The 21,419-nt window shown below is 70.2% G+C and carries 8 protein-coding genes; all 8 read left to right on the top strand.

Going from position 1 to position 21,419, the window contains the following annotated elements; all coding sequences use genetic code 11:
• Nucleotides 1–54: 54 nt before the first annotated feature.
• From QGN30_RS17915 to QGN30_RS17880, 8 genes are read left to right on the top strand one after another with little or no spacing between them, the layout of a single operon-like run.
• Nucleotides 55–3,558 (top strand): non-ribosomal peptide synthetase, encoded by a 3,504-nt coding sequence (locus tag QGN30_RS17915; RefSeq protein WP_248923602.1) that lies wholly within the window; start codon nt 55–57, stop codon nt 3,556–3,558.
• An 8-nt stretch (nt 3,559–3,566) separates the two neighbouring features.
• On the top strand, nt 3,567–4,337 hold the full coding sequence (locus tag QGN30_RS17910; protein WP_009955701.1) for a thioesterase II family protein: 771 nt from the start codon (nt 3,567–3,569) through the stop codon (nt 4,335–4,337).
• Nucleotides 4,338–4,342: 5 nt separating this feature from the next.
• A complete protein-coding gene (locus QGN30_RS17905) occupies nt 4,343–5,662 on the top strand; it encodes a beta-ketoacyl [acyl carrier protein] synthase domain-containing protein (protein ID WP_050782800.1) in 1,320 nt (439 codons plus the stop codon).
• Complete coding sequence (mbtD, locus tag QGN30_RS17900) at nt 5,662–8,709, top strand: mycobactin polyketide synthase MbtD (RefSeq protein WP_095562598.1); 3,048 nt, start codon at nt 5,662–5,664, stop codon at nt 8,707–8,709. Before QGN30_RS17905 ends, mbtD begins: the two co-directional genes overlap by 1 nt.
• Nucleotide 8,710: 1 nt before the next feature.
• Nucleotides 8,711–15,286: a non-ribosomal peptide synthetase gene (locus tag QGN30_RS17895; protein WP_095562599.1), complete on the top strand. Its 6,576-nt coding sequence runs from the start codon at nt 8,711–8,713 to the stop codon at nt 15,284–15,286.
• Nucleotides 15,283–19,722 (top strand): non-ribosomal peptide synthetase, encoded by a 4,440-nt coding sequence (locus QGN30_RS17890; protein WP_095562600.1) that lies wholly within the window; start codon nt 15,283–15,285, stop codon nt 19,720–19,722. Before QGN30_RS17895 ends, QGN30_RS17890 begins: the two co-directional genes overlap by 4 nt.
• Nucleotides 19,719–21,005 (top strand): NADPH-dependent L-lysine N(6)-monooxygenase MbtG, encoded by a 1,287-nt coding sequence (gene mbtG, locus QGN30_RS17885; protein ID WP_008255571.1) that lies wholly within the window; start codon nt 19,719–19,721, stop codon nt 21,003–21,005. The genes QGN30_RS17890 and mbtG overlap by 4 nt, the downstream gene beginning before the upstream one ends.
• The gene (locus QGN30_RS17880; protein WP_095562601.1) at nt 20,986–21,201 is read left to right on the top strand and encodes an MbtH family protein; all 216 of its coding nucleotides are present in this window, start codon (nt 20,986–20,988) and stop codon (nt 21,199–21,201) included. The genes mbtG and QGN30_RS17880 overlap by 20 nt, the downstream gene beginning before the upstream one ends.
• Nucleotides 21,202–21,419 lie beyond the last annotated feature (218 nt).

The following is a 21,419-nucleotide window of genomic DNA, read 5'->3' as shown; positions in this document are numbered from 1 at the left end:
AAGGATAGGGTAACCAAAAAATTAGGGCAGCCTGTGCTAATTCAGGGAGGGTCTGTGGTGCACGCCCCGGCACGCTCGGAGGACATCCGGGCGGAGGTGGCCGAACTCCTCGGCGTCGACGCCGATGCAGTTCAGCCGGGTAGCAACCTCATCGGTCAGGGCCTGGACTCGATCCGGATCATGACCCTGGCCGGGCGCTGGCGCCGCCAGGGCATCGCCGTCGACTTCGCCACGCTCGCCGAAACGCCGACGGTCGAGGCCTGGGCGGAATTGGTCAACGCCGGCAAGCCGAGCGCTGATCGGCCGGCCGAGCCCGCCGATGCACCCGCGGACGCTGGGCGGTCCGGGGAGGACGAGCCCTTTTCGCTGGCCCCGATGCAGCACGCGATGTGGGTCGGCCGCCAGGAAAACCAGCAGCTCGGCGGCGTCGCGGGACACCTCTACGTCGAATTCGACGGCGGAGGAATCGATCCGGAACGCCTGCGCGCCGCGGCCACCGCGCTGGCACGGCGCCATCCGATGCTGCGGGTGCGGTTCCTGCCCGACGGCACCCAGCGCATCGCCCCGGCCGACGAGTTCGGCCCCTTCCCGGTCCACGTCGAGGACCTGCGCGAGCGGAGCACCGGCGAGGCCGACCGGCGGCTCGCCGCCATCCGCGCCGCCAAATCACACCAGCAGCTCGACGGCGCGGTGTTCGAGCTCGCGGTGACGCTGCTGCCGGCCGAACGGTCGCGGCTGCACGTCGACCTGGACATGCAGGCCGCCGACGCGATGAGCTACCGCACCCTGATGGCCGACCTGGCGGCGCTCTACCTCGGCCGCGACCTACCCGAACTGGGCTACACCTACCGGCAGTACCGCCACGCCATCGAGGCCGAGGACGCGCGGCCGCAACCAGCCCGCGACGCGGACCGCGCCTGGTGGGCGCGGCGCCTTCCCGAGCTGCCAGACCCGCCCGCCCTGCCGACCACCGGGGGCCGCGCCGAGAACCAAAGCACCCGGCGCTGGCACTGGCTGGACCCGCACACCCGCGATGCGCTCTTCGCCCGCGCCCAGGCCCGCGGGTTCACCCCGGCGATGGCGCTGGCCGCGGGGTTCGCCAACACCTTGGCGCGCTGGTCGACCACCTCGCGCTTCCTGCTGAACGTCCCGCTGTTCGGGCGCCAGGCGCTGCACCCGGATGTCGACTCCCTGGTCGGTGACTTCACCTCCTCGCTGCTGCTCGACGTCGACCTCACCCGCGCGAACACCGCGGCGGCACGGGCCCAGGTGGTGCAGGACGCGATGCGCACCGCCGCCGCCCATTCGGCCTATCCCGGTTTGGCGGTCCTTCGTGACCTCAGCCGTCATCGCGGCACCCAGGTGCTCGCGCCCGTCGTCTTCACCAGCGCGCTCGGACTCGGCGAGCTGTTCAGCTCCGACGTGACCGGCCAATTCGGCACACCGGGATGGATCATCTCCCAGGGGCCGCAGGTGCTGCTGGACGCGCAAGTCACCGAATTCGACGGCGGCGTCCTGGTGAATTGGGATGTGCGCGAAGGCGTCTTCCCTGCCGGCGTCATCGACGCGATGTTCGCGCATCACATCGACGAGCTGCTCCGGCTGGCCTCCGCCGACGAAGCCTGGGAGGCGCCGGGCCCCCCGGCGCTGCCCGAGGCTCAGCGCGCGGTGCGCGAGGCGGCCAACGGCCGCACCGCCGAACCGAGCGGAGAAGCCTTGCACGACGGGTTCTTTCGGCAAGCCGAGCAGCGACCCGATGCGCCGGCGGTCTTCGCCAGTTCCGGTGACCTCAGCTACGCGCAGCTACGCGACCAGGCGCTGGCCGTGGCGGCCGCGCTGCGTGCGGCCGGCGTCACCGCCGGGGACACCATCGCGGTGATGGGCCCCAAAACCGCCGAGCAGATTCCCGCGCTGCTGGGCATCCTGTCCGTCGGTGCCGTCTATCTGCCGATCGGCGTCGACCAGCCACGCGACCGCGCCGAGCGCATCCTCGAGTCCGGCGGGGTGAGCCTGGCCGTGGTGTGCGGAGGACAACGCCTGTCCATGCCGGTGCCCGAGGTGGTGCTCGCCGACATCCTCGGCGGCGCACCCGCGAGCACCGAGATCACTTCAGCGAGAGTCGATCCCGCCGCGCTCGCCTACGTGTTGTTCACCTCCGGCTCCACCGGCGAACCCAAAGGCGTCGAGGTCACCCACGACGCGGCGATGAACACCGTGGAATTCATCGGCCGCCACTTCGACATCGGCCCCGCGGATCGATGCCTGGCCCTATCGACCCTCGAGGGCGACATCTCGGTCATGGACGTGTTCGTCACCCTGCGCACCGGCGGCTCCATCGTCGTGGTCGACGAAGCCCAGCGACGTGATCCCGACGCCTGGGCCCGGCTCATCGACGCCCACCAGGTCACCGTGCTGCATTTCATGCCCGGCTGGCTCGAGATGCTGGTCGAGGTCGGCCGCGGGCGGCTGTCCTCGGTGCGGGTGGTGCCCACCGGAGGCGACTGGGTGCGCCCCGAGGTGGTGCGCCGGCTGCGGGTCGAAGCCCCCGGCGTGCGCTTCGCGGGACTCGGGGGTGCGACCGAAACCCCGGTGCACAACAGCATTTTCGAGGTGACCGAGCCGATACCCGACGACTGGACGGCGCTGCCCTTCGGCGTCCCGCTGCCCAACAACGCCTGCCGCGTCGTCGACGACACCGGCGCCGACTGTCCCGACTGGGTGCCCGGCGAGTACTGGGTGTCCGGCCGCGGTATCGCGCGCGGCTACCGCGGACGCCCCGATCTCACCGCCGAACGCTTCGTCGAACACGACGGCCGAATCTGGTATCGCACCGGCGATCTGGTCCGCTACTGGCCCGACGGCACCCTCGAATTCGTCGGCCGCGCCGACCACCGCGTCAAGATCAGCGGGTACCGCGTCGAGCTCGGCGAGGTCGAGACCGCGTTGCGGCGCGTGCCGGGGGTGCGCACGGCGGTGGCCGCGTTGATCGCCGTGTCCGGCGAATCCGATGTGCTGGCCGCGCAGGTGTGCGCTGACGATGCCTCCGTGACCGCCGAGGGAATCCGGCAGGCTCTCGCCGACCTCGTTCCCGCGCACATGATTCCGCGCCACATCACGGTCGTGGAGCGGATCGGTTTCACCGATGCCGGAAAGCTCGACCGGCGCGCCGTGGCGCGCGAATTGGAAAGCGCCGTTTCGCAATCGCAGCGGCCGGGCCACCGCGCGCCGTCGACGCCACTTCAATCCGCGCTCGCCACGATCGTGGGCGACCTGCTCGGCCGGCAGAACATCGGTATCGACGACGACTTCTTCGCCCTCGGCGGTGACTCGGTGCTGGCCACACAGGCGGTGGCGCGAATTCGGGCCTGGCTGGACGCGCCGGACATCATGGTCGCCGACATCTTCGCCAACCGAACCGTGTCGGCGCTGGCCGCGGTCCTCGGGGCCGGTGAGCGCGACCCCGGCCGGCTTGACCAGGTCGCCGAGCTATATCTGGAGGTTATCGGCATGGACGCCGAATCGGTTCTGGCGGCCTCTCAGCAACCCGCGAAATCGTAAACGGTGCAATGACATTGAATAATCTGATCACCGTGTCTTCCACGTTCCCGTCCTGGATCAAGCTGACCCGGGGCCCCAACGACGGGTCGGCGGACCGCCGTGCGGGCGCCACGGTGGTATTCCCGCATGCCGGTGCGGCCGCCGCGAGCTATCGGGTGCTGGCGGCGGCGCTGGCCGCCGGCGGCGACACCTACGTCGTGCAGTATCCACAGCGGGCCGACCGCCTCAGCGAGCCCGCACACGAAAGCGTGCACGACCTGGCCGCCGGCCTCTTCCAGGCCGCACCATGGCCCAGCGTCGCACCGCTGACGTTGTTCGGCCACAGCATGGGTGCCGTCGTCGCCTTCGAATTCGCCCGCGTCGCCGAGACGCACGGTGCGGCCGTCCGCAAACTCTGGGTATCGGCGGGTCCGCCGCCGTGCGTCGTCGCCGACATGCCCGAACTGCCGACCAGCGACGACGGGCTGCTGGCGGACATCGCCGATCTGGGCGGCACCGACCCGGAACTGCTTGCCGACGAAGAGTTCTCGGAACTACTGACCACCGCGGTGCGCGCCGACTACGAGGCCTTCAATCGCTACGACCCGAGCCCCGACGTCCGCATCGGCGCCGACATCCACGTGTTGGGTGGCCATGACGACCACCGCATCGGGACCGGTGTGCTGCGCCAGTGGGAAAAACACACCGCGGGATCCTTCGCCGTGTCGCTGTATGAGGGCGGGCACTTCTACGTCTACGACCATGTCGACGCGGTCGCCGCGCAGGTGAATGCCGGGTGATACCGATGTCGAACGATGCGTATGACGCCGAGAGCGTCGACCCCGTGGTGATCGTGGGAATGGGTGTCGAGGCGCCCGGCGGCATCGAAAACGCCGAAGGGTACTGGGATCTGCTGGTGCACGGCCGGGAGGCACTGGGACCCTTTCCCACCGACCGCGGGTGGGCCGTGCGCGAACTGCTCGCCGGCTCGCGCCGCAGCGGTTTCAAGGAGATTCACGATCGCGGTGGATTCCTCAGCGGGGCAACCACATTCGACCCGGAATTCTTCGGCATCTCGCCCCGCGAGGCCGTGGTGATGGACCCGCAGCAGCGGGTGTCGCTCCGCGTGGCCTGGCGCGCCCTGGAAAACAGCGGCATCAATCCCGACGACCTTGCCGGCCACGACGTGGGGTGCTTCGTGGGCGCCTCCGCCACGGGCTACGGGCCCGAGATGGCCAGGTTCTCCGAACACAGCGGCCATCTGCTCGCCGGGACCGCCCTCAGCGTCATCTCGGGCCGCATCGCCTACACGCTGGGATTGGCCGGCCCGGCACTGACCCTGGATTCCTCGTGCGCGTCCGCGCTGGTGGCCTTCCACGTCGCGGTGCGTTCCCTGCAGAACGACGACTGCGACATGGCCATCGCGGGCGGGGTCAATGTGCTCGGCTCACCGGGGTTCTTCGTCGAGTTTTCCAAACAACACGCCCTCTCCGATGACGGCTACTGCCGCCCCTACAGCGCGCAGGCCAGCGGAACCGTGTGGGCCGAGGGGGCGGCGATGTTTGTGCTGCAACGCAAATCGGCCGCGGTGCGCGCCGGCCGCCGGATCCTGGCCGAGGTGCGCGCCACCGCCATCAACCAGGACGGGCGCAGCGCCGGGCTCAGCGCCCCCAGTGGCGACGCCCAGGTCCGCCTCTTCCAGCGGGCCATCACCCTGGCCGGGATCAAGCCCGCCAAGGTGGGCATGATCGAGGGGCACGGCACCGGCACCCGGCTCGGCGACCGCACCGAATTGCGCTCGCTGGCACAAACCTACGGCGACACCGAGGCCGGCGCCGGGGCGCTGCTGGGGTCGGTGAAGTCCAACGTGGGCCACTCGTTGGCCGCCGCCGGCGCGCTGGGACTGGCTAAGGTGCTCGTCTCCGCCGAACACGGGGCCGTCCCGCCCACGCTGCACGCCGACAACGCAAGCCCCGAAATCGACTGGGACAAACAGGGTTTGCGGCTGGCGCAGACCCTGACACCGTGGCCCGCGACCGACGGGCAGCGCATCGCCGCGGCGTCCGCATTCGGGATCGCCGGCACCAACGCGCATCTGATCGTCTCCGTTCCCGAGGTCGCCTGATGCTCACCCATCATCTGCCGGACGGGCGCATCCCGGTGCTGCTCAGTTCCCACGACCCGGAGCTGATCCGCCGGGACGCCGCGGCGATCCTCGATTACCTGGGCCGCATCGACTCGCCGAACGCGACCGCCGCGATCGCATCCACCCTGCTGCGGCTGCGGCGCCCCCGCCGGCACCGCGCCGTGCTGCGCGCGGCCGACGCCGCCGAGCTGGCCGCCGGGCTGGCGGCGATCGCGCGGGGCGAGGAACACGAGCTGGTCACGCACTCCGCGAAGACCACGCCGCCGCGCATCGCGTTCGTGTTCCCCGGCCAGGGAAATCAATGGCAGGCGATGGGCGCCGGCGCCTACCGGGAGCTGCCCGCCTACCGGGAGGCGGCCGACCGGTGCGCCGAAGAGTTCGTCGTCGCCGGATTCGCCTCTCCGCTGCCATATCTGGTGGGGGAGGAAGAGCGTAGCTGGTCACGTCCCGAAATTCAGGGAGCGCAGTTCACCCACGCGGTCAGCCTGGCCGAGGCATGGCGATGCTGCGGTGTGCTGCCCGATATCACCATCGGCCACAGCCTCGGCGAGGTGGCGGCGGCCTATGTGGCGGAGGCGATCTCGCTGCCCGACGCCGTCGCCCTCGTGGTCGCCCGCGCCACCGTGGTCGGCCGGCTGACGGGCCGCTACGCGATGGCGGTGCTGGGCGCCGGCCTCGACGTCGCCGAGTCGCTGCTGGCCGAGGCGCCCGGCTGGGTGGAGGTCTCGGCGGTCAACGGCCCGTCGTCGACCGTGGTCGCCGGCGATCACGACGCGGTGGCCGCCGCGGTGCGCCTGGCGCAACAGCGCGACGTGTTCACCCATCAACTGTCCGTCGACTATCCGGGCCACACCAGTGCGCTGCGGCCATTGCGTGCCAGCCTGGCCGAGCTGACGCCGCGGTCGGCGTTCCGGGACGGGCCGGTGCGCTTCGTCGGTTCCACCCGCGGTGCCGAGTTGGGCGAAGGGACCGATTTCTCGGACTATTGGTATGAAAACCTCTGCGGCACCGTGCGCTTCGATCTTGCCGTGCAGTACGCCCGCGCCTGCGGGGCCGACACGTTCGTGGAGCTCTCGGCGCACCCCTCACTGCTCTATCCGCTGGGCGACATCGTCGGCGACGAGTCGGTTGTCGTCGGCTCGGGCCACCGCGAGCGGCCGGTCACCGAGTCGCTCTCGGCGAGTATCGCCGCGGTCGCGACCGCCGACCCCGGCTGCCGGTGGGCCGATGCCGTCCCGAACGCTGATCAGCCTCCGCTGCGGGGCTTCCCGAACGCGCCGATGCGCGCGGTGCACCTCTGGGCGGCGCCGGAACGAGTGACCGAAGCGGCCTCACCGTCCGCGCCGACCGTGGCCGTCGAGGACTGGCAGCACGCCACCTCGCACACCGTTGCGACACGTCCCGACATCGGCTTCTTCGGTACGGACGCTCTCGCCCGTTCGCTCGCCGATGCCGTTGCGGCGCAAGGCGACTGCCGCGTGGTGGCACCGAACGAGGCGGAGGTCCTGGCAATCGTGGCGCCGCGTCTCGACGAGCACGACGCCACGGCCGCCATCGAGCAGATCGCCGCCCGTCCCGATGCCGGCCTACCCGACTACCCCGCGCTCATCGGGCCGCGATGCCGGGCCGTCTGGCTACTGACCGTCGGCGCCGAACAGGTCGATCGAGACGACACCAACCTCTCGCCGGCGCAGGCGGCCCTGGCGGCGATGCATCGCAGCGTCGGGTTCGAATTCCCCGACCAGGCCTTCGGACATCTCGACCTCGAGCGGGCAGATGTGGACGCCGCGACCGCGCGGGCCGTCGCCGACGTGCTGTCGGGCGACGCGGCCGAGGTGGCGTTGCGGGGCGGCGAGCCGCCGCTGAGCCATGTTCGAAGCCACGTCCGGACATTCCGCGAATGCGGCGAATCGGCGACCAGCCGGGCCCTCGACGCCGCCGCCCTGGACGACGTGGTGATCACCGGCGGCAGCGGGGCGATCGGCCTGCAGTACGCGCGGTACTGCCTCGAACGCGGGGCGCGGACCGTCACCCTGTTGAGCCGCACCGGCGTGGACCCGGCCGCGCTGCGCGAGCTCGCCGACGGCCACGGCGCCGAAGTGCGTGCCCCGCAATGCGATATCACCGACCGCGCCGCGCTGGCCTCCGTGGCCGCGACGCACGCGGGTTCGGGGGCGTCGCTGCTGATCCACACCGCGGGCATCGCGCAGGCACGCTCGCGCGCCGACCTCACCGGTGTCGATGTCGCGGCCGTGTGCGACGCCAAGGTCCGCGGTTTGGCGCTGATGGCCGAGGTTTGGCCGCTGCGGCCGGACTGCCGAATCCTCGCCTGCTCGTCGGTGTTCGGGACCTGGGGCGGCTACGGCCACGCGGCCTACGCGGCGTCCAACCGGATGCTCGATGTGCTGGCCGCCCAGCTGCGGGCCGACGGCCGCGACTGCACGGCAATCCGGTGGGGGCTGTGGCAGGGCGCCGGTGTGGTGGTCGGCAACGAGATCACCCGCACCGAACGCTCGGGCCTGGTGGCGATGGAGCCGGAGGCGGCGATCGAGGCCAGCCTGCACCGCTACGACGGCGACCCGCTGATTTTCGACGCCGACTTCGACCGGCTGCAGGTGTTCTTCGAAAGCCAGGGAATGCCAATGCCGTTCAGTGCTTCGCACAGCGGTGACGGCGGCGCAAAAGAAGACGTCGCCGTCGCGAAGCCGCTCGCCGAGGTGGTACGGGCCGAATTGGCCGCGACGCTGCATCTGGGTGATTCGCTGTCGATCGACCCGGGCACCTCCCTGATCGACCTTGGGGTGGACTCGTTACTCGCCCTCGATTTGCGTAAGCGGCTGCGGCGGACGGTCGGGAACTCGGTTCCGGTGGCGCGCATGCTCGGCGGCATCACCGTCAACGAGCTGATCGACGCGCTGCGCGCCGACTCACCCGGTGGCCCCACGCCGCCGCCCATCGAGCGCACCGGCGCCGCCAACGGTGCGCACCACTCAACGCTCGCGATGCTCGAAAGGTTGGACTCCTAGCGTGACAGACACCACCGGCGCCGGCACCCGTCTCGACGAGGAACGCTTGGAACTGCTGCGCCGCAAGCTCGCTGAACGCGGCCTGGCCAGGCCGACGGGCGCGGCTTCCGTGGCCACCTACGACGAGCCGCGCATGTCCGCCGGCCAGCACCGGATGTGGTTCGTGCAGTCGGTCGATCCCGACAGCGCGCTGCTCAACATCTGCGTCTCCTATCGCCTCCTCGGCGCCGTGGACGCCGCTCGGCTACATCGCGCCGTCGACGCCGTCGCCGCGCGTCACCCCGTACTGCATACGACGTATGACACCGACGGTGACGGCGACCCGCGGCCCGTCGTCCGCGACGACCTACACCCCGAATGGTCCGAGCACGACCTGTCCGGACTGGCCGATCAAGCCCGCCGGTTGCGGCTGGATGTGCTGGCGCAGCGGGACTTTCGCCGTCCGTTCGACCTGAGCAAGGATTCACCCCTGCGCGTCACCGTGGCGCACCTGGGCGCCGACGAGCTGATAATGCTGATCACCGCGCATCACATCGCCTGGGACGACGGCTCGTGGGCGCCGTTTTTCGCCGACCTGACCCGTGCGTACACCGACCCGGACGGCTTTGCCGCGGCGCCGGCGCTGCCGGATCTCGCCACCGACCCGACCGCGATCCGTCAGGCCGATCTGGACTACTGGCGGCCGCTGATGGCCGATCTCCCGGAGCCACTGGAACTTCCCGGCCCCAATGGGTCGGTGGTGCCCAGCACCTGGCGCGCGCAACGCGCGACCGCGCCACTGTCGGCGGACGTCGTCGACCGGGCGGCCGCGCTGGCCCGCGAGACGGGCGCCACGCCCTACATGGTGTTGATGGCCGCGTTCGGCGCCCTGGTGCACCGCTACACCCAGTCGACGGACTTCCTGTTCGCGGCCCCGGTGCTGAACCGCGGGGTGGGAACCGAGGATGTCATCGGGTACCACGGCAACACCGTGGTGGTCCGGCTGCGGCCGCGGCCACACCAGACGTTCCGCGAACTGCTGGCCCAGACCCGGGACGGCGCGGTGGGCGCCTTCGCTCATTCGCGCGCCGACCTGGATTGGCTGGTGCGTGAGTCGAATCCGGACCGCCGGCACGGCGCGGACCGGATGACCCGGGTCAGCTTCGGACAGCGGGAGCCCGACGGCGCCGGCTTTTGCCCGCCGGGCGTGCGCTGCGAGCGCGCCGAGTTGCGCGGTCATTTCAACCAGCTGCCGCTGAGTCTGATGGTCGAGTTGAACCGCACGCCGGATGGCCTGGGCGGCGGCGTCATCGAGGCCGAGTACCTCGTCGAGGTGCTGGATCAGCAGCTGGTGCAGCAACTGCTGCGCCACTACGCCGCCCTGCTGGACAGCGTGCTGTCCGACCCCGACGTGACGCTGTCGGCGTGCGCGCTGATGAACGACGAAGACGCCGAGTGGCTGCGGTCCGTGTCGACCGGTGAAGAATTCGTCACCCCGGCCAGCACCTTGTCCGAGCTGGTCAGCCGGCGAGCGGCGCGCACGCCCGACGCCGTTGCGGTCGTCTACGAGGGGCGCGCCTACACCTACCGCGAAATCGATGAAGAGTCGAACCGCGTGGCGCACTGGCTCATCGAGCAAGGAATCGGCACCGAGGATCGCGTCGCGGTCCTGCTGGACAAGTCACCCGAACTGGTCATCACCGCGCTGGGCGTGCTCAAAGCCGGTGGCGTCTACCTTCCGGTGGATCCCACCTACCCGGAGGACCGGCTGAGTTTCATTCTCGGGGATGCGGACGCCAAACTGGTGCTGCGCGAACCGGTTTCCGGATTGGAGAGCTATCCGACCACGGCGCCCACCGCGTTGCTGCGGCCGCTGAGCCCGCAGAACACCGCGTACCTGATCTACACCTCGGGTTCGACAGGACTGCCCAAGGGCGTGCCGGTGCCCCACGCGCCCATCGCCGAGTACTTCGTCTGGTTCGGCGACGAGTACCGGATCGACGAGACCGACCGGCTGCTGCAGGTCGCGTCGCCCAGTTTCGACGTGTCGATGGGCGAAATCTTCGGCACCCTGATCATGGGTGCCCGGCTGGTGATTCCGCGCCCGGACGGACTGCGCGACATCGGCTACCTCACCGATCTTCTGGCGCGCGAAGGCATTACGTCGATGCACTTCGTGCCGTCGCTGCTGGGACTCTTCCTGTCGTTACCCGGTGTCAGCCAGTGGCGCACGTTGCGGCGGGTGCCCATCGGCGGGGAGGCCCTGCCCGGCGAGATCGCCGACAAGTTCCACGCCACCTTCGACGCGTCGCTGCACAACTTCTACGGACCGACCGAGACGGTCGTGAACTGCACCAGCTACCCGGTGGAAGGCGCCCAGGGCACGCGCATAGTGCCGATCGGCCGGCCCAAGATCAACACGCAGGTGTACCTGCTCGACAACGCGCTGCGGCCCGTCCCTGCCGGGGTGATCGGTGAGATCTACATCGCCGGAACACATGTCGCGCACGGATACCACCGCAGGCCGCAGCTGACGGCCGAGCGCTTTGTCGCCGACCCGTTCACCCCGGGCGGGCGGATGTACCGCTCCGGCGACCTGGCCCGGCGTAACGCCAATGGCGACATCGAGTTCGTCGGCCGCGCCGACGAGCAGGTGAAGATCCGCGGCTTCCGCATCGAGCTGGGCGAGATCGCCGCCGCCATCTCGGTCGACCCCAGTGTCGGGCAAGCCGTCGTCCTGGCCATGGACCTGCCGCAGTTGGGCAAGAGCCTGGTGGGATACGTGACTCCGGCCGAGGGCGCCGGCACGGAAACCGTTGACGTCGAACGCATCCGCGCCCGGGTGGCCGCCGCGCTGCCGGACTATATGACCCCTGCCGCCTACGTGGTGCTCGACGAGATCCCCATCACCGCCCATCAAAAGATCGACCGCGCCGCGCTGCCGCAACCGCAACTGGCGGCCGGCACCGAGTACCGCGACCCGACGACCCCCACCGAAATCCGGGTCGCCCAGCTGTTCTCGGGGCTGCTCGGACACGAGCGGGTGGGCGTCGACGACTCGTTCTTCGATCTGGGCGGCCACTCGCTGGTCGCCACCAAGCTGGTCACCGCGATCCGCGCGGAGTGCGGTGTGGAACTCGGCATCCGCGACGTGTTCGAGCTCGCCAGCGTGGGCCTGCTGGCGGAGCGGATCGACCAGCTGAGCTCGGGCCAACTGACGCAGTCGCGCCCCAGGCTGATCGCAACCGCACACGACCAGCCGATGCCGCTGTCGGCGTCGCAGCTGCGCAGCTGGTTCGCCTACCGCCTGGACGGGCCCAGCCCGGTCAACAACATTCCCTTCGCGGCCAAGCTGACCGGTCCGTGGGACATCGACGCGCTGATCGCCGCCGTCGGCGATGTCCTCGCGCGGCACGAAATCCTGCGCACCAGCTACGTCGAGCTGGACGGCGTGCCCTATCAGGTTGTGGGCCCGGTCGGGGTCGAGGTTCCGGTGCGCCGCGCGGAGGGCGTCGGCGAGGCGTGGCTGCAAGAGCAGCTCGACATCGAGCGGCGCCATTGCTTCGAGCTGGACTCGGAACTGCCGATCCGGGTCGCGGTGCTGCGCACCGAGAACGCGGACGAGCACGTGCTGTCGGTGGTCGTGCACCACATCGCCTCTGACCATTGGTCGGCGGGTGTGCTGTTCTCCGACGTGATGACGGCCTACCGGGCCCGACGCGGTGGCGAAGCGCCGTCCTGGGCGCCGCTGCGCGTGCAGTACGCCGACTACGCGGCATGGCAGCGCACGTTTTTGGGGGACGCCAGTGGCCAGGAGTCCGCTATCGCCGCCGAGCAGCGGGAGTACTGGACCCGCAAGCTGGCCGGGCTGCCGGAGGACACCGGGTTGCGCCCGGACTTCCCCCGCCAGCCGGTGCCCAGCGGGGAGGGCGAATCCGTCGACTTCCAGATCGACTCGGCCACCCGCGCCAAGCTCGGCGAGCTGTGCCGCGAGCTGGGCATCACCGAATTCATGCTGCTGCAAACGGCTGTGGCAGTGGTGCTGCACAAGGCCGGTGGCGGCGTGGACATTCCGTTGGGCACCCCGGTCGCCGGCCGCACCGAGGCCGAATTGGACCAACTGATCGGCTTTTTCGTCAACATCCTGGTGCTGCGCAACGACATGGACGGCAATCCGACGCTGCGCGAACTGCTGAAACGGGCCCGCGAGACGGCCCTGGCCGCCTACGCCCACCAAGACCTGCCGTTCGACCGGGTGGTCGACAGTGTCAGCCCGGTGCGCTCGCTGTCGCGCAACCCGCTGTTCCAGGTCGTCGTGCACGTCCGGGATCACCTGTCCGCCACGCGGGTCATCGAAACCGCCCCCGCGGGCGGCGATGGACGCGACACCGTGTGCACGTCGCTGGACCCCATCTTCGACATGGCCCACGCCGACCTCAGCGTCAACTTCTTCGGCACCGACGGCACCGACGACGTCGGCTACAACTGCAATGTCATCTTCCGTACCGAGCTCTACGCCAGAACGACCATCGAGCGGTTGGCGCAATGGCTGTCGCGGGCGGTCGCCGCGTTCGCCGAGGATCTCGACTTGAGCCTGCGCGACGTTGCGCTGATCGATGCGGGAGAACAGCACCGCATCCTGCAGGACTGGAGCCGCGGCGCGCCGGCACCGCACGACAGGCCGCGCACCATACCCGAGCTGCTGGAACCGAGTCGGGCGTGGGACGCGGATCGGATCGCGGTGCGCTGCGGGGACGAGCGGATCGATTACCCTGCGCTGCACCGCCGTTCGGACAACCTGGCCGCGCTGCTCGCCAAGAACGGGGCGGGGCCGGGCGCGTTGGTCGGGCTGTCGACCCGCCGCAGCATCGACCTGGTCGTGGCGCTGGTGGCCATCATGAAGGCCGGCGCCGGTTACTTCCCCATCGACCCCGGTTACCCCTTGGCGCGAAAGCAATTCATGCTCGACGACGTCGCGCCGTCGGTGGTGGTCGCAACGACCGAAGCGGTGGCGACCATGCCACACGTTGCGGGAGTCGAGTTGATTTCGCTGGACGATCCCCATGTGCGCGACCTGGTGGACAGCGAGGACGTCGATCCCCAGTCGCGGGATTTGCCGCGGCCCCACCCCGACGACCCGATGTATCTGGTGTTCACCTCCGGATCGACCGGCAAGCCGAAAGGCGCGGTGGGCACCCATCGTTCGATGGCCGCCCGGCTGGATTGGCAGCTGCGGCACTACCCGCCGAGGACCGAGGACGTGCGGCTGGCGCAGGCGTCGATCACCTTCCTCGAAGGCGGGATGGAGATGCTGGCCGGCCTGGCCGCCGGCGCGACCATGATCCTGGCCGACGACGACGAGCACCGCGACCCCGAGGCCCTCGGGGAGTTGATGACCCGGTATTCGGTCGCCCAGGTGACCGCCGTGCCCAGCCTGGTCTCGGCGTTGGTGGACAGCCGGCCCGACGCCGTGCGCGCGCTGTCGCGGCTGGTGTGCGGTGGCGAGCCGGTCAGCACGTCGCTGCTGCAACGGCTGGTGTCGGTGTGCGCCGACGACGGTGCGACCGAGTTGCTGAACAACATCGGTTCCACCGAGACCTCCGGCGCGGTTTCCCGCGGGCCGTTGGGCCTGCCGAATCCCCTTGTCGGAAAGCCGGTCCCGGGCGCGCAGGCCTACCTCCTCGACGACGGGCTGCGTCCGGTGCCGGTCGGCGTGGTGGGCGAGCTGTACTACGCCGGTGACCAGCTGGCGCGCGGGTACTGGAAACGGCCCGCCCTGACCGCGACGCGGTTCGTCGCCAACCCCTATGGCGGGGAGCCCGGTTCGCGCTTGTACCGCAGCGGTGACCTGGCCCGGTGGACCGAGGACGGCCAACTGGAATTCGTCGGACGCTCCGACCACCAGGTGCAGGTCCGCGGCTTCCGGGTCGAGTTGGCCGAGGTCGAGGCGACCCTCGCGGCGGCCGACGGCGTCGCCGCCGCGGCCGCGCGCACCTGGGAGGTGCACGGCGGCACGTCGCTGGCCGGATATGTTGTGCCCCAACAGCCCATCGTCGATGACGTCGACAAGGCGGCGTTCGCGGGGGAGGTGCGCGCCGCGATCGCCACGACCCTGCCGGGCTACATGATGCCGTCGTCGCTGACCGTTCTCGACGTCCTGCCCAAGACCGAGTCCGGCAAGTTGAACCGGCCCGGGCTGCCGCTCCCGGCGGTCAGCACCGGTGGCCTGACCGAACCGGCGCGCACGGACACCGAACGGGCGCTGGCCAAGGTGTTCGCCGAACTGCTGTCGACCCCCGAAGTAGGGCGCTTCGACGACTTCTTCGCCCTCGGCGGCGACAGCATCCTGTCCGTGCAGCTGGCCTCGCGGGCGCGCGCCGTCGGCCTGGCCGTGAGCCCGCGCATGATCTTCGAGAATCCGACGGTGCAGCAGCTGGCCGCCGCCGTGGACGCTCTGGGGGACGGGCAGGCTGACGCCGAGCGGGACGACCAGGCGGCCGACGTCCGTTTCGAGCCGATGAGCACCTCCGGCCTCTCGTCCACGGATCTGGCTGCGGTGACCCAACTTTGGTCGTCGTCACGTGAGGGCACGACATGACGGCCGCCGACACCGACGTCGCGCCCGACATCGAGGACGTGATGGCGCTGAGCCCCCTGCAGGAGGGCTTGTACTCGCTGACCACGCTCGCCGAGTTCGCCGACGGCGAAGCCGCGGACGACCCGTACGTGATCGGCATGGCCGCCGACATCTCGGGCGCACTCGACGTCGCGCTGCTACGCGAGTGCGCGGAGAAGATGTTGGTGCGCCACCCGAACCTACGGGCCAGCTTCTTCAGCCGCGGCATCCCGCGGCCGGTGCAGATCGTGCCGTCCCGCGTCGAGTTGCCGTGGCGATCCGTCAGCGCCGCGCGCGAGGACGTGCCGGCGCTGGAAACCGGAGAACGCCGCCGGCCCTTCGACCTGGAACACGGGCCGGCCATTCGCTTCCTGCTGATCGAATTGCCCGGCGCGCAATGGCGTTTGGTGCTCACCGCCCACCACATCGTGATCGACGGCTGGTCGATGCCGGTGTTCATCAACGAGATGATGATCCTGTACCAGGCCGGCGGCGACCTGTCGGCGCTGCCCGTGGCGCCGCGGCCGTACCGCGATTACATCGGCTGGCTGGCCAGTCGCGACCCGGAGGCCAGCCAGCAGGTCTGGCGCCGGCACCTCGCCGGTCTGCCCGGCCCCACCCTGCTGGCCGCCGCCCTGGGCTCGGTGGAGACGACGCAGGGACAGCAGACGGCGCTGCCGCGCACCACCGAACTGCGGCTGCCGGCCGAGGCCACCGCGCGGTTGGTCGACGAGACCCGTTCGCGCGGCATCACCGTCAACACCCTGATGCAGATGGCGTGGGCGCTGGTGTTGTCCCGTCTCACCGACACCGACGACGTGGTTTTCGGGGTCACGGTGTCCGGCAGGCCGCCCGAACTGACCGGCGTCGAGACCATGGTGGGTCTGTTCATCAACACCGTGCCCCTGCGGGTGCGGCTGGACCCGGCCGCCAGCGCCGGCGAACAATGCCGCGCCGTGCAGCGCGACGCCGCCCTGCTGCGCGAGCACAGCTATCTCGGGCACGCCCAATTGCGTGCCCTCGGCGGGGTCGGGGAGATGTTCGACACCCTGCTGGTCTACGAGAACTTCCCGATGAACGGGCTGTCCTCCAGTGGCGAATTGACCGCCGGCGGTGCGACCTTCCGGCCATCCGCCCTGCAAACCCTGTCGCATTTCCCGATCGCCGTCGCCGCCCACATGGATGCCGGCGAGCTGGTGGTGCTGATCGAAGTGATCGACGGCGCGCTGGGCGCCATTCCCGCGGCCACGTTCGGTCGTCGGGTGCTGTCCACCGCCGAGCGGCTGCTGCGGGACTGGGCGCGGCCGCTGCGCGAGATCAGCGTCCTCTTCGACGACGAGGTTGCCCCGCTGCGTGCCGCCGGGGCGCCCGCCGCGACGTCACCGCGGAGCATTCAAGCGCGGTTCGCCGACGTCGTGGCCAGCGCGCCCGACAGCCCGGCGGTCAGCTGGGCTTCTGGCACGCTGAGCTATCGCGAGCTGGATGACCGGTCCACCCGGCTGGCCGCCGAGCTCGCCCGCAAGGGCGTCGCGCCCGAAACACCGGTCGCCATAAGCCTTTTCCGCGATCCGCAGTACGTCGTCGCGATACTCGCGGTGCTCAAGGCCGGCGGCATGTGCGTGCCGCTGGTGCCGGGGATGCCCCCGGAGCGGGTCACCTCGATCCTGCGCCAATCCGGCGCGTCGATCGTCCTGGACGACGAGCTGACCGCACAGCTCCTCGAGGCCGGCCGGCCGCACGACGAATTCACGCCGGTCGACGTCGCGCCCGAACGGGCCGCGTATGTCGTGTTCACCTCGGGCACCACGGGAGAACCCAAGGGCGTCATCGGAACCCATGGCGCGGTGGGGGCGTACGCCGATGACCATCTGGACCGCGTGCTGCGGCCCGCGGCCGCAAGACTGGGCAGACCGCTGCGCATCGCCCACGCTTGGTCGTTCGCCTTCGACGCCGCCTGGCAGCCGTTGGTCGCCCTGCTCGACGGCCATGGCGTGCATGTGGTCGACGAGCAGACCCAGACCGATGCCGAGGCGCTGGTCGCGCTGATCGCCGAGCACGGCATCGACATGATCGACACCACCCCGTCGATGTTCGCCCAGCTGCAGGCGTTCGGCCTGCTGACCGACGTGCCGTTGACGGTGTTGGCGCTCGGGGGAGAGGCGCTCGGCAGCGCCGCCTGGGACCGAATCCGCGAGGCGTGCAACGCCACGTCGATGACGGCGTACAACTGCTACGGGCCGACCGAGACCACGGTCGAGGCGGTGGTCGCCGCGATCGCCGAGCACGACGAGCCCTGCATCGGCCGACCGACCCGGCACACCCGCGGATACGTGCTGGATTCCGGGCTGCGCCCGGTGCCGTGCGGCGCGACGGGCGAACTGTACCTGGGCGGCGCCCAGCTGGCTCGCGGCTACATCGGCCGCGCGGGGGAGACCGCGGCGCGCTTTGTCGCCGACCCCTTCGCGCCCGCGCAGCGGATGTACCGCACGGGCGACCTGGTGCGCCGATTGCCCGACGGCACAGTGCAATACATCGGTCGCGCCGACGCCCAGGTGAAGATCCGCGGCCACCGCGTCGAGCCCGGGGAGATCGCCGCCGCCCTCGAATCGCATCCCGCCGTCCGGCACGCCGGCGTGCTGGTACATCAGCACCGGGGAGCCCCGCGGCTGACCGCGTACGTGGCGACCACCGATACCGCGGGGGCCAAGCCGACGGCCACCGAACTGCGGGCCATGCTCGGCACCCGGTTGCCGCGCTACATGGTGCCGCAGCGCATCGTTTTGGTCGACGAAATCCCGTTGACCCCCAACGGGAAACTGGACGAATCCGCGTTGGCCGCCGCCGACGTCGCCGAATCAGCCGGCGGCGCGGCAACACCCGAGACCGCCACGGAATCCGCGCTGGCCGACCTGCTCGCCGAACTGCTCGGGCACCCGAGCGTCGACGTCACCGCGGACTTTTTGCAGCTGGGACTGGACAGCATCATGGCGTTGTCGGTGGTGCAGGCGGCCCGGGCGCGCGGAATGGCGCTGCGCGCCCGACTCATCCTCGACTGCACCAACATCCGCGAACTGGCCGAAGCGATCGACTCGGAAACCACTGCCGCGGCCCAGCAGGTGGACGAGGCAAGCGGGCCAATGCCGTTGCTGCCCAACGGCCGATGGCTCTACGAGCACGGCGACCCGCGCCGGCTCGCCCAGACCGAGGCCATCCGGCTGCCCGAGACGCTGCGCCGCGAACAGCTGGACGCCGCGCTGGCAAGCATCATCAACGGCCACGAGGTGCTGCGCACCCGGGTCGACCGCTCCACGATGACCTTGGTTCCGGTGCCCGACGCCGACGTCCTGGGGGCACTCGAAGAAGTTGAGGTGGACGCAGAGCTGGCCGCGGCGGTGCCGGCCCACGTCGCCCGGGCCGTCGACCGGTTGGACCCCGAACGGGGAACGCTGCTGGCCGCGGTGTGGCTCCGGCCCCCGGCCGGCGAGAGCGTGCTGTTGCTGGCCGCGCACGTCGTGGCGCTGGACCCGGCGTCGTGGCGGGTGATCCTCGGTGAACTCGGTGCCGCCCTGACTGCGGCGGCGACCGGTCACTCACCGGCCCCCGTACGGGAACACACCAGCTATCGGCGCTGGGCCGAGGCGCTCACCGCGCGGGCGCACGGCCTGGACACCACGCCGTACTGGGCGTCGGAGTTGGACGGCGACGACCCCGACCTCGGCGCCCGGCGGCTCGACCCTGACCGCGATCGGGCCCGCGATCTGATCGTCCGCAACGTCGCGACCGACGCCGACCTCACTCGCCGGCTGCTGAATTCGGGTCTGGCGTTGCCCACGCTGTTGGTCGCCGCCACCGCGGCGACGGTGACCAGCTGGCGCCGGCTACGCGGTCAGGCGACCCCGCCTCCGCTGCTGGCGCTCGAAACCCATGGCCGCGCGGACAGTTTGGTCGACGGGTCCGGCGCGCACACCATCGACACCGGCGACACGGTCGGCCTGCTCAGCTCCATCTACCCGGTGCGGCTGGACTCCGACGACCCGCACAAGGTGGCGGAGAAGTTGGCCGCGATCCCCGGCGATGGCCTCGACTTCGGGTTGCTGCGCTACCTGCGGGACGACACCGCCGCGCGGCTCGCCGGCTTCCCGCCCCCGCAACTGCTGCTGAATTACCTTGGCGCCGCCCACACCGACGGCGGCACCGGGCTGACGCTCGAGCGCGAGCTGCTCGCCGGGGTGTCGCCCGTGCCCGAGCCCGAGCTGGCGGTGCGCCACGAGCTCACCATCGCGGCGATGGTGCTGACATACGGCGGGGAGCGGGTGCTGGCGGCCCAGTGGCGCGCGCTGCCCGACATTCTCACGGACGCGGACATCACCGCGCTACAAGGACTTTGGATCGATTCACTGCGGGAGGTGGTGAAATGAGCACACTGGCGATCGTGGGCGCCGGCGCCAAGGCGGTGGCCGTCGCCGCCAAGGCGTCGGTATTGCGCGACATGGGCGTCGAGGTTCCGGACGTGGTCGCCGTGGAACGCATCGGCGTCGCGGCGAACTGGCAGGCCAGCGGCGGCTGGACGGACGGTGCGCACCGGCTGGGCACCAGCCCGGAAAAAGACGTCGGCTTTCCCTACCGCTCGGCGCTGGTGCCGCGCCGCAACGCCGAGCTGGACGAGCGGATGACCCGCTACAGCTGGCAGTCCTACCTGATCGCCACGGCGTCGTTCGCCGAGTGGATCGACCGCGGCAGGCCGGCGCCGCCGCATCGGCGGTGGAGCCAGTATCTGAGCTGGGTCGCCGACCACGTGGGCATGAATGTGGTGCACGGCGAGGTCGAACGGCTGGCCGTCACCGGGGACCGCTGGGCGATCCACACCCATGAGACCACCGTGCACGCCGACGCGTTGATGATCACCGGGCCCGGCCAGGCCGAAAAGTCCTTGCTTCCGGGCAATCCGCGCGTCCTCTCGATCGCCCAGTTCTGGGACCGCGCCGCCAATCACGACCGGATCAGCGCGGAGCGGGTCGCGGTGATCGGCGGCGGTGAGACGGCCGCCGCGATGCTCAATGAGCTGTTCCGGCACCGGGTCTCGAGCATCACCGTCATCTCCCCGCAGGCGACGCTGTTCACGCGCGGCGAGGGGTATTTCGAGAACTCGCTGTTCTCCGATCCCACCAACTGGCCGGCCCTCACGCTGGCCGAACGTCGAGATGCCTTGGCCCGCACGGACCGGGGGGTGTTTTCGTCGAACGTGCAGGAGGCGTTGCTGGCCGATGACCGCATCCACCACCTGCGGGGCCGCGTCGCCCACGCGGTGGGCAGGCAGGGGCAGATCCGGCTGACGCTGTCCACCAACCGAGGAAGCGAGAACCTCGAGACGGTCCACGGGTTTGATCTCGTCATCGACGGCTCCGGCGCCGACTCGCTGTGGTTCGCACCGTTGTTCAGCCAGGACGCGCTTGATCTGCTCGAACTCGGTCTGGGTGGGCCACTGACTTCGGAGCGGCTGCAGGAGGCGATAGGTTATGACCTGTCGGTCACAGACGTCACCCCTAAGTTGTTCCTGCCCAACCTGTCCGGACTCACCCAGGGCCCCGGATTCCCGAACTTGAGCTGCCTGGGGCTGCTATCCGATCGGGTGTTGGGTTCCACCGTCAGCCCCTCCGCGTATCCCCTGAGAAGGAGACATGATGAGCGCCAACCCCTTTGACGACGGCAACGCCACCTTCGTGGTGCTGGCCAATGACGAGAACCAGCACAGCCTCTGGCCGACCTTCGCCGACACGCCGTCCGGCTGGCGGGTGGTCTTCGGTGAAGCAAGCCGCGCGGACTGCCTGGAGTACGTGGAGCAGAACTGGTCAGATATCCGCCCCAAGAGCCTGATTGAGGCGCTCGCGGGGGAGTAAAGGCCCACCGCGGGGTCCTTGCACTATGCAGGCAGGGACGATTTCCCAGCCGCTGCACGCCTGCGGTACAAGGCTATTCGAGGTATGTCCCGCGTCGCCGCCGTAGCGTCGCCGTAACGTGACCAAGTTGAGACGCAAATTCCGGAGTCACAGGGCACACTTACACCATCTTCAACCATGAAGACGTGTGACCGTGTGCGGCGATCCCCAAGATTTCC

It is taken from the genome of Mycobacterium sp. 3-98, assembly GCF_035918355.1.
Taxonomy (GTDB): Bacteria; Actinomycetota; Actinomycetes; order Mycobacteriales; family Mycobacteriaceae; genus Mycobacterium; species Mycobacterium intracellulare.
The sequence above is the reverse complement of the archived record's forward strand: the minus strand, read 5'-3'. Positions and strand labels throughout refer to the sequence as shown.

What these genes read in the sequence shown, in the direction of transcription:
- QGN30_RS17910 (WP_009955701.1), top strand. Translation starts at nt 3,567, where the DNA reads ATGACATTGAATAATCTGATCACCGTGTCTTCCACGTTCCCGTCCTGG.
- QGN30_RS17905 (WP_050782800.1), top strand. Translation starts at nt 4,343, where the DNA reads ATGTCGAACGATGCGTATGACGCCGAGAGCGTCGACCCCGTGGTGATC.
- mbtD (WP_095562598.1), top strand. Translation starts at nt 5,662, where the DNA reads ATGCTCACCCATCATCTGCCGGACGGGCGCATCCCGGTGCTGCTCAGT.
- QGN30_RS17880 (WP_095562601.1), top strand. Translation starts at nt 20,986, where the DNA reads ATGAGCGCCAACCCCTTTGACGACGGCAACGCCACCTTCGTGGTGCTG.
- QGN30_RS17890 (WP_095562600.1), top strand. Translation starts at nt 15,283, where the DNA reads ATGACGGCCGCCGACACCGACGTCGCGCCCGACATCGAGGACGTGATG.
- mbtG (WP_008255571.1), top strand. Translation starts at nt 19,719, where the DNA reads ATGAGCACACTGGCGATCGTGGGCGCCGGCGCCAAGGCGGTGGCCGTC.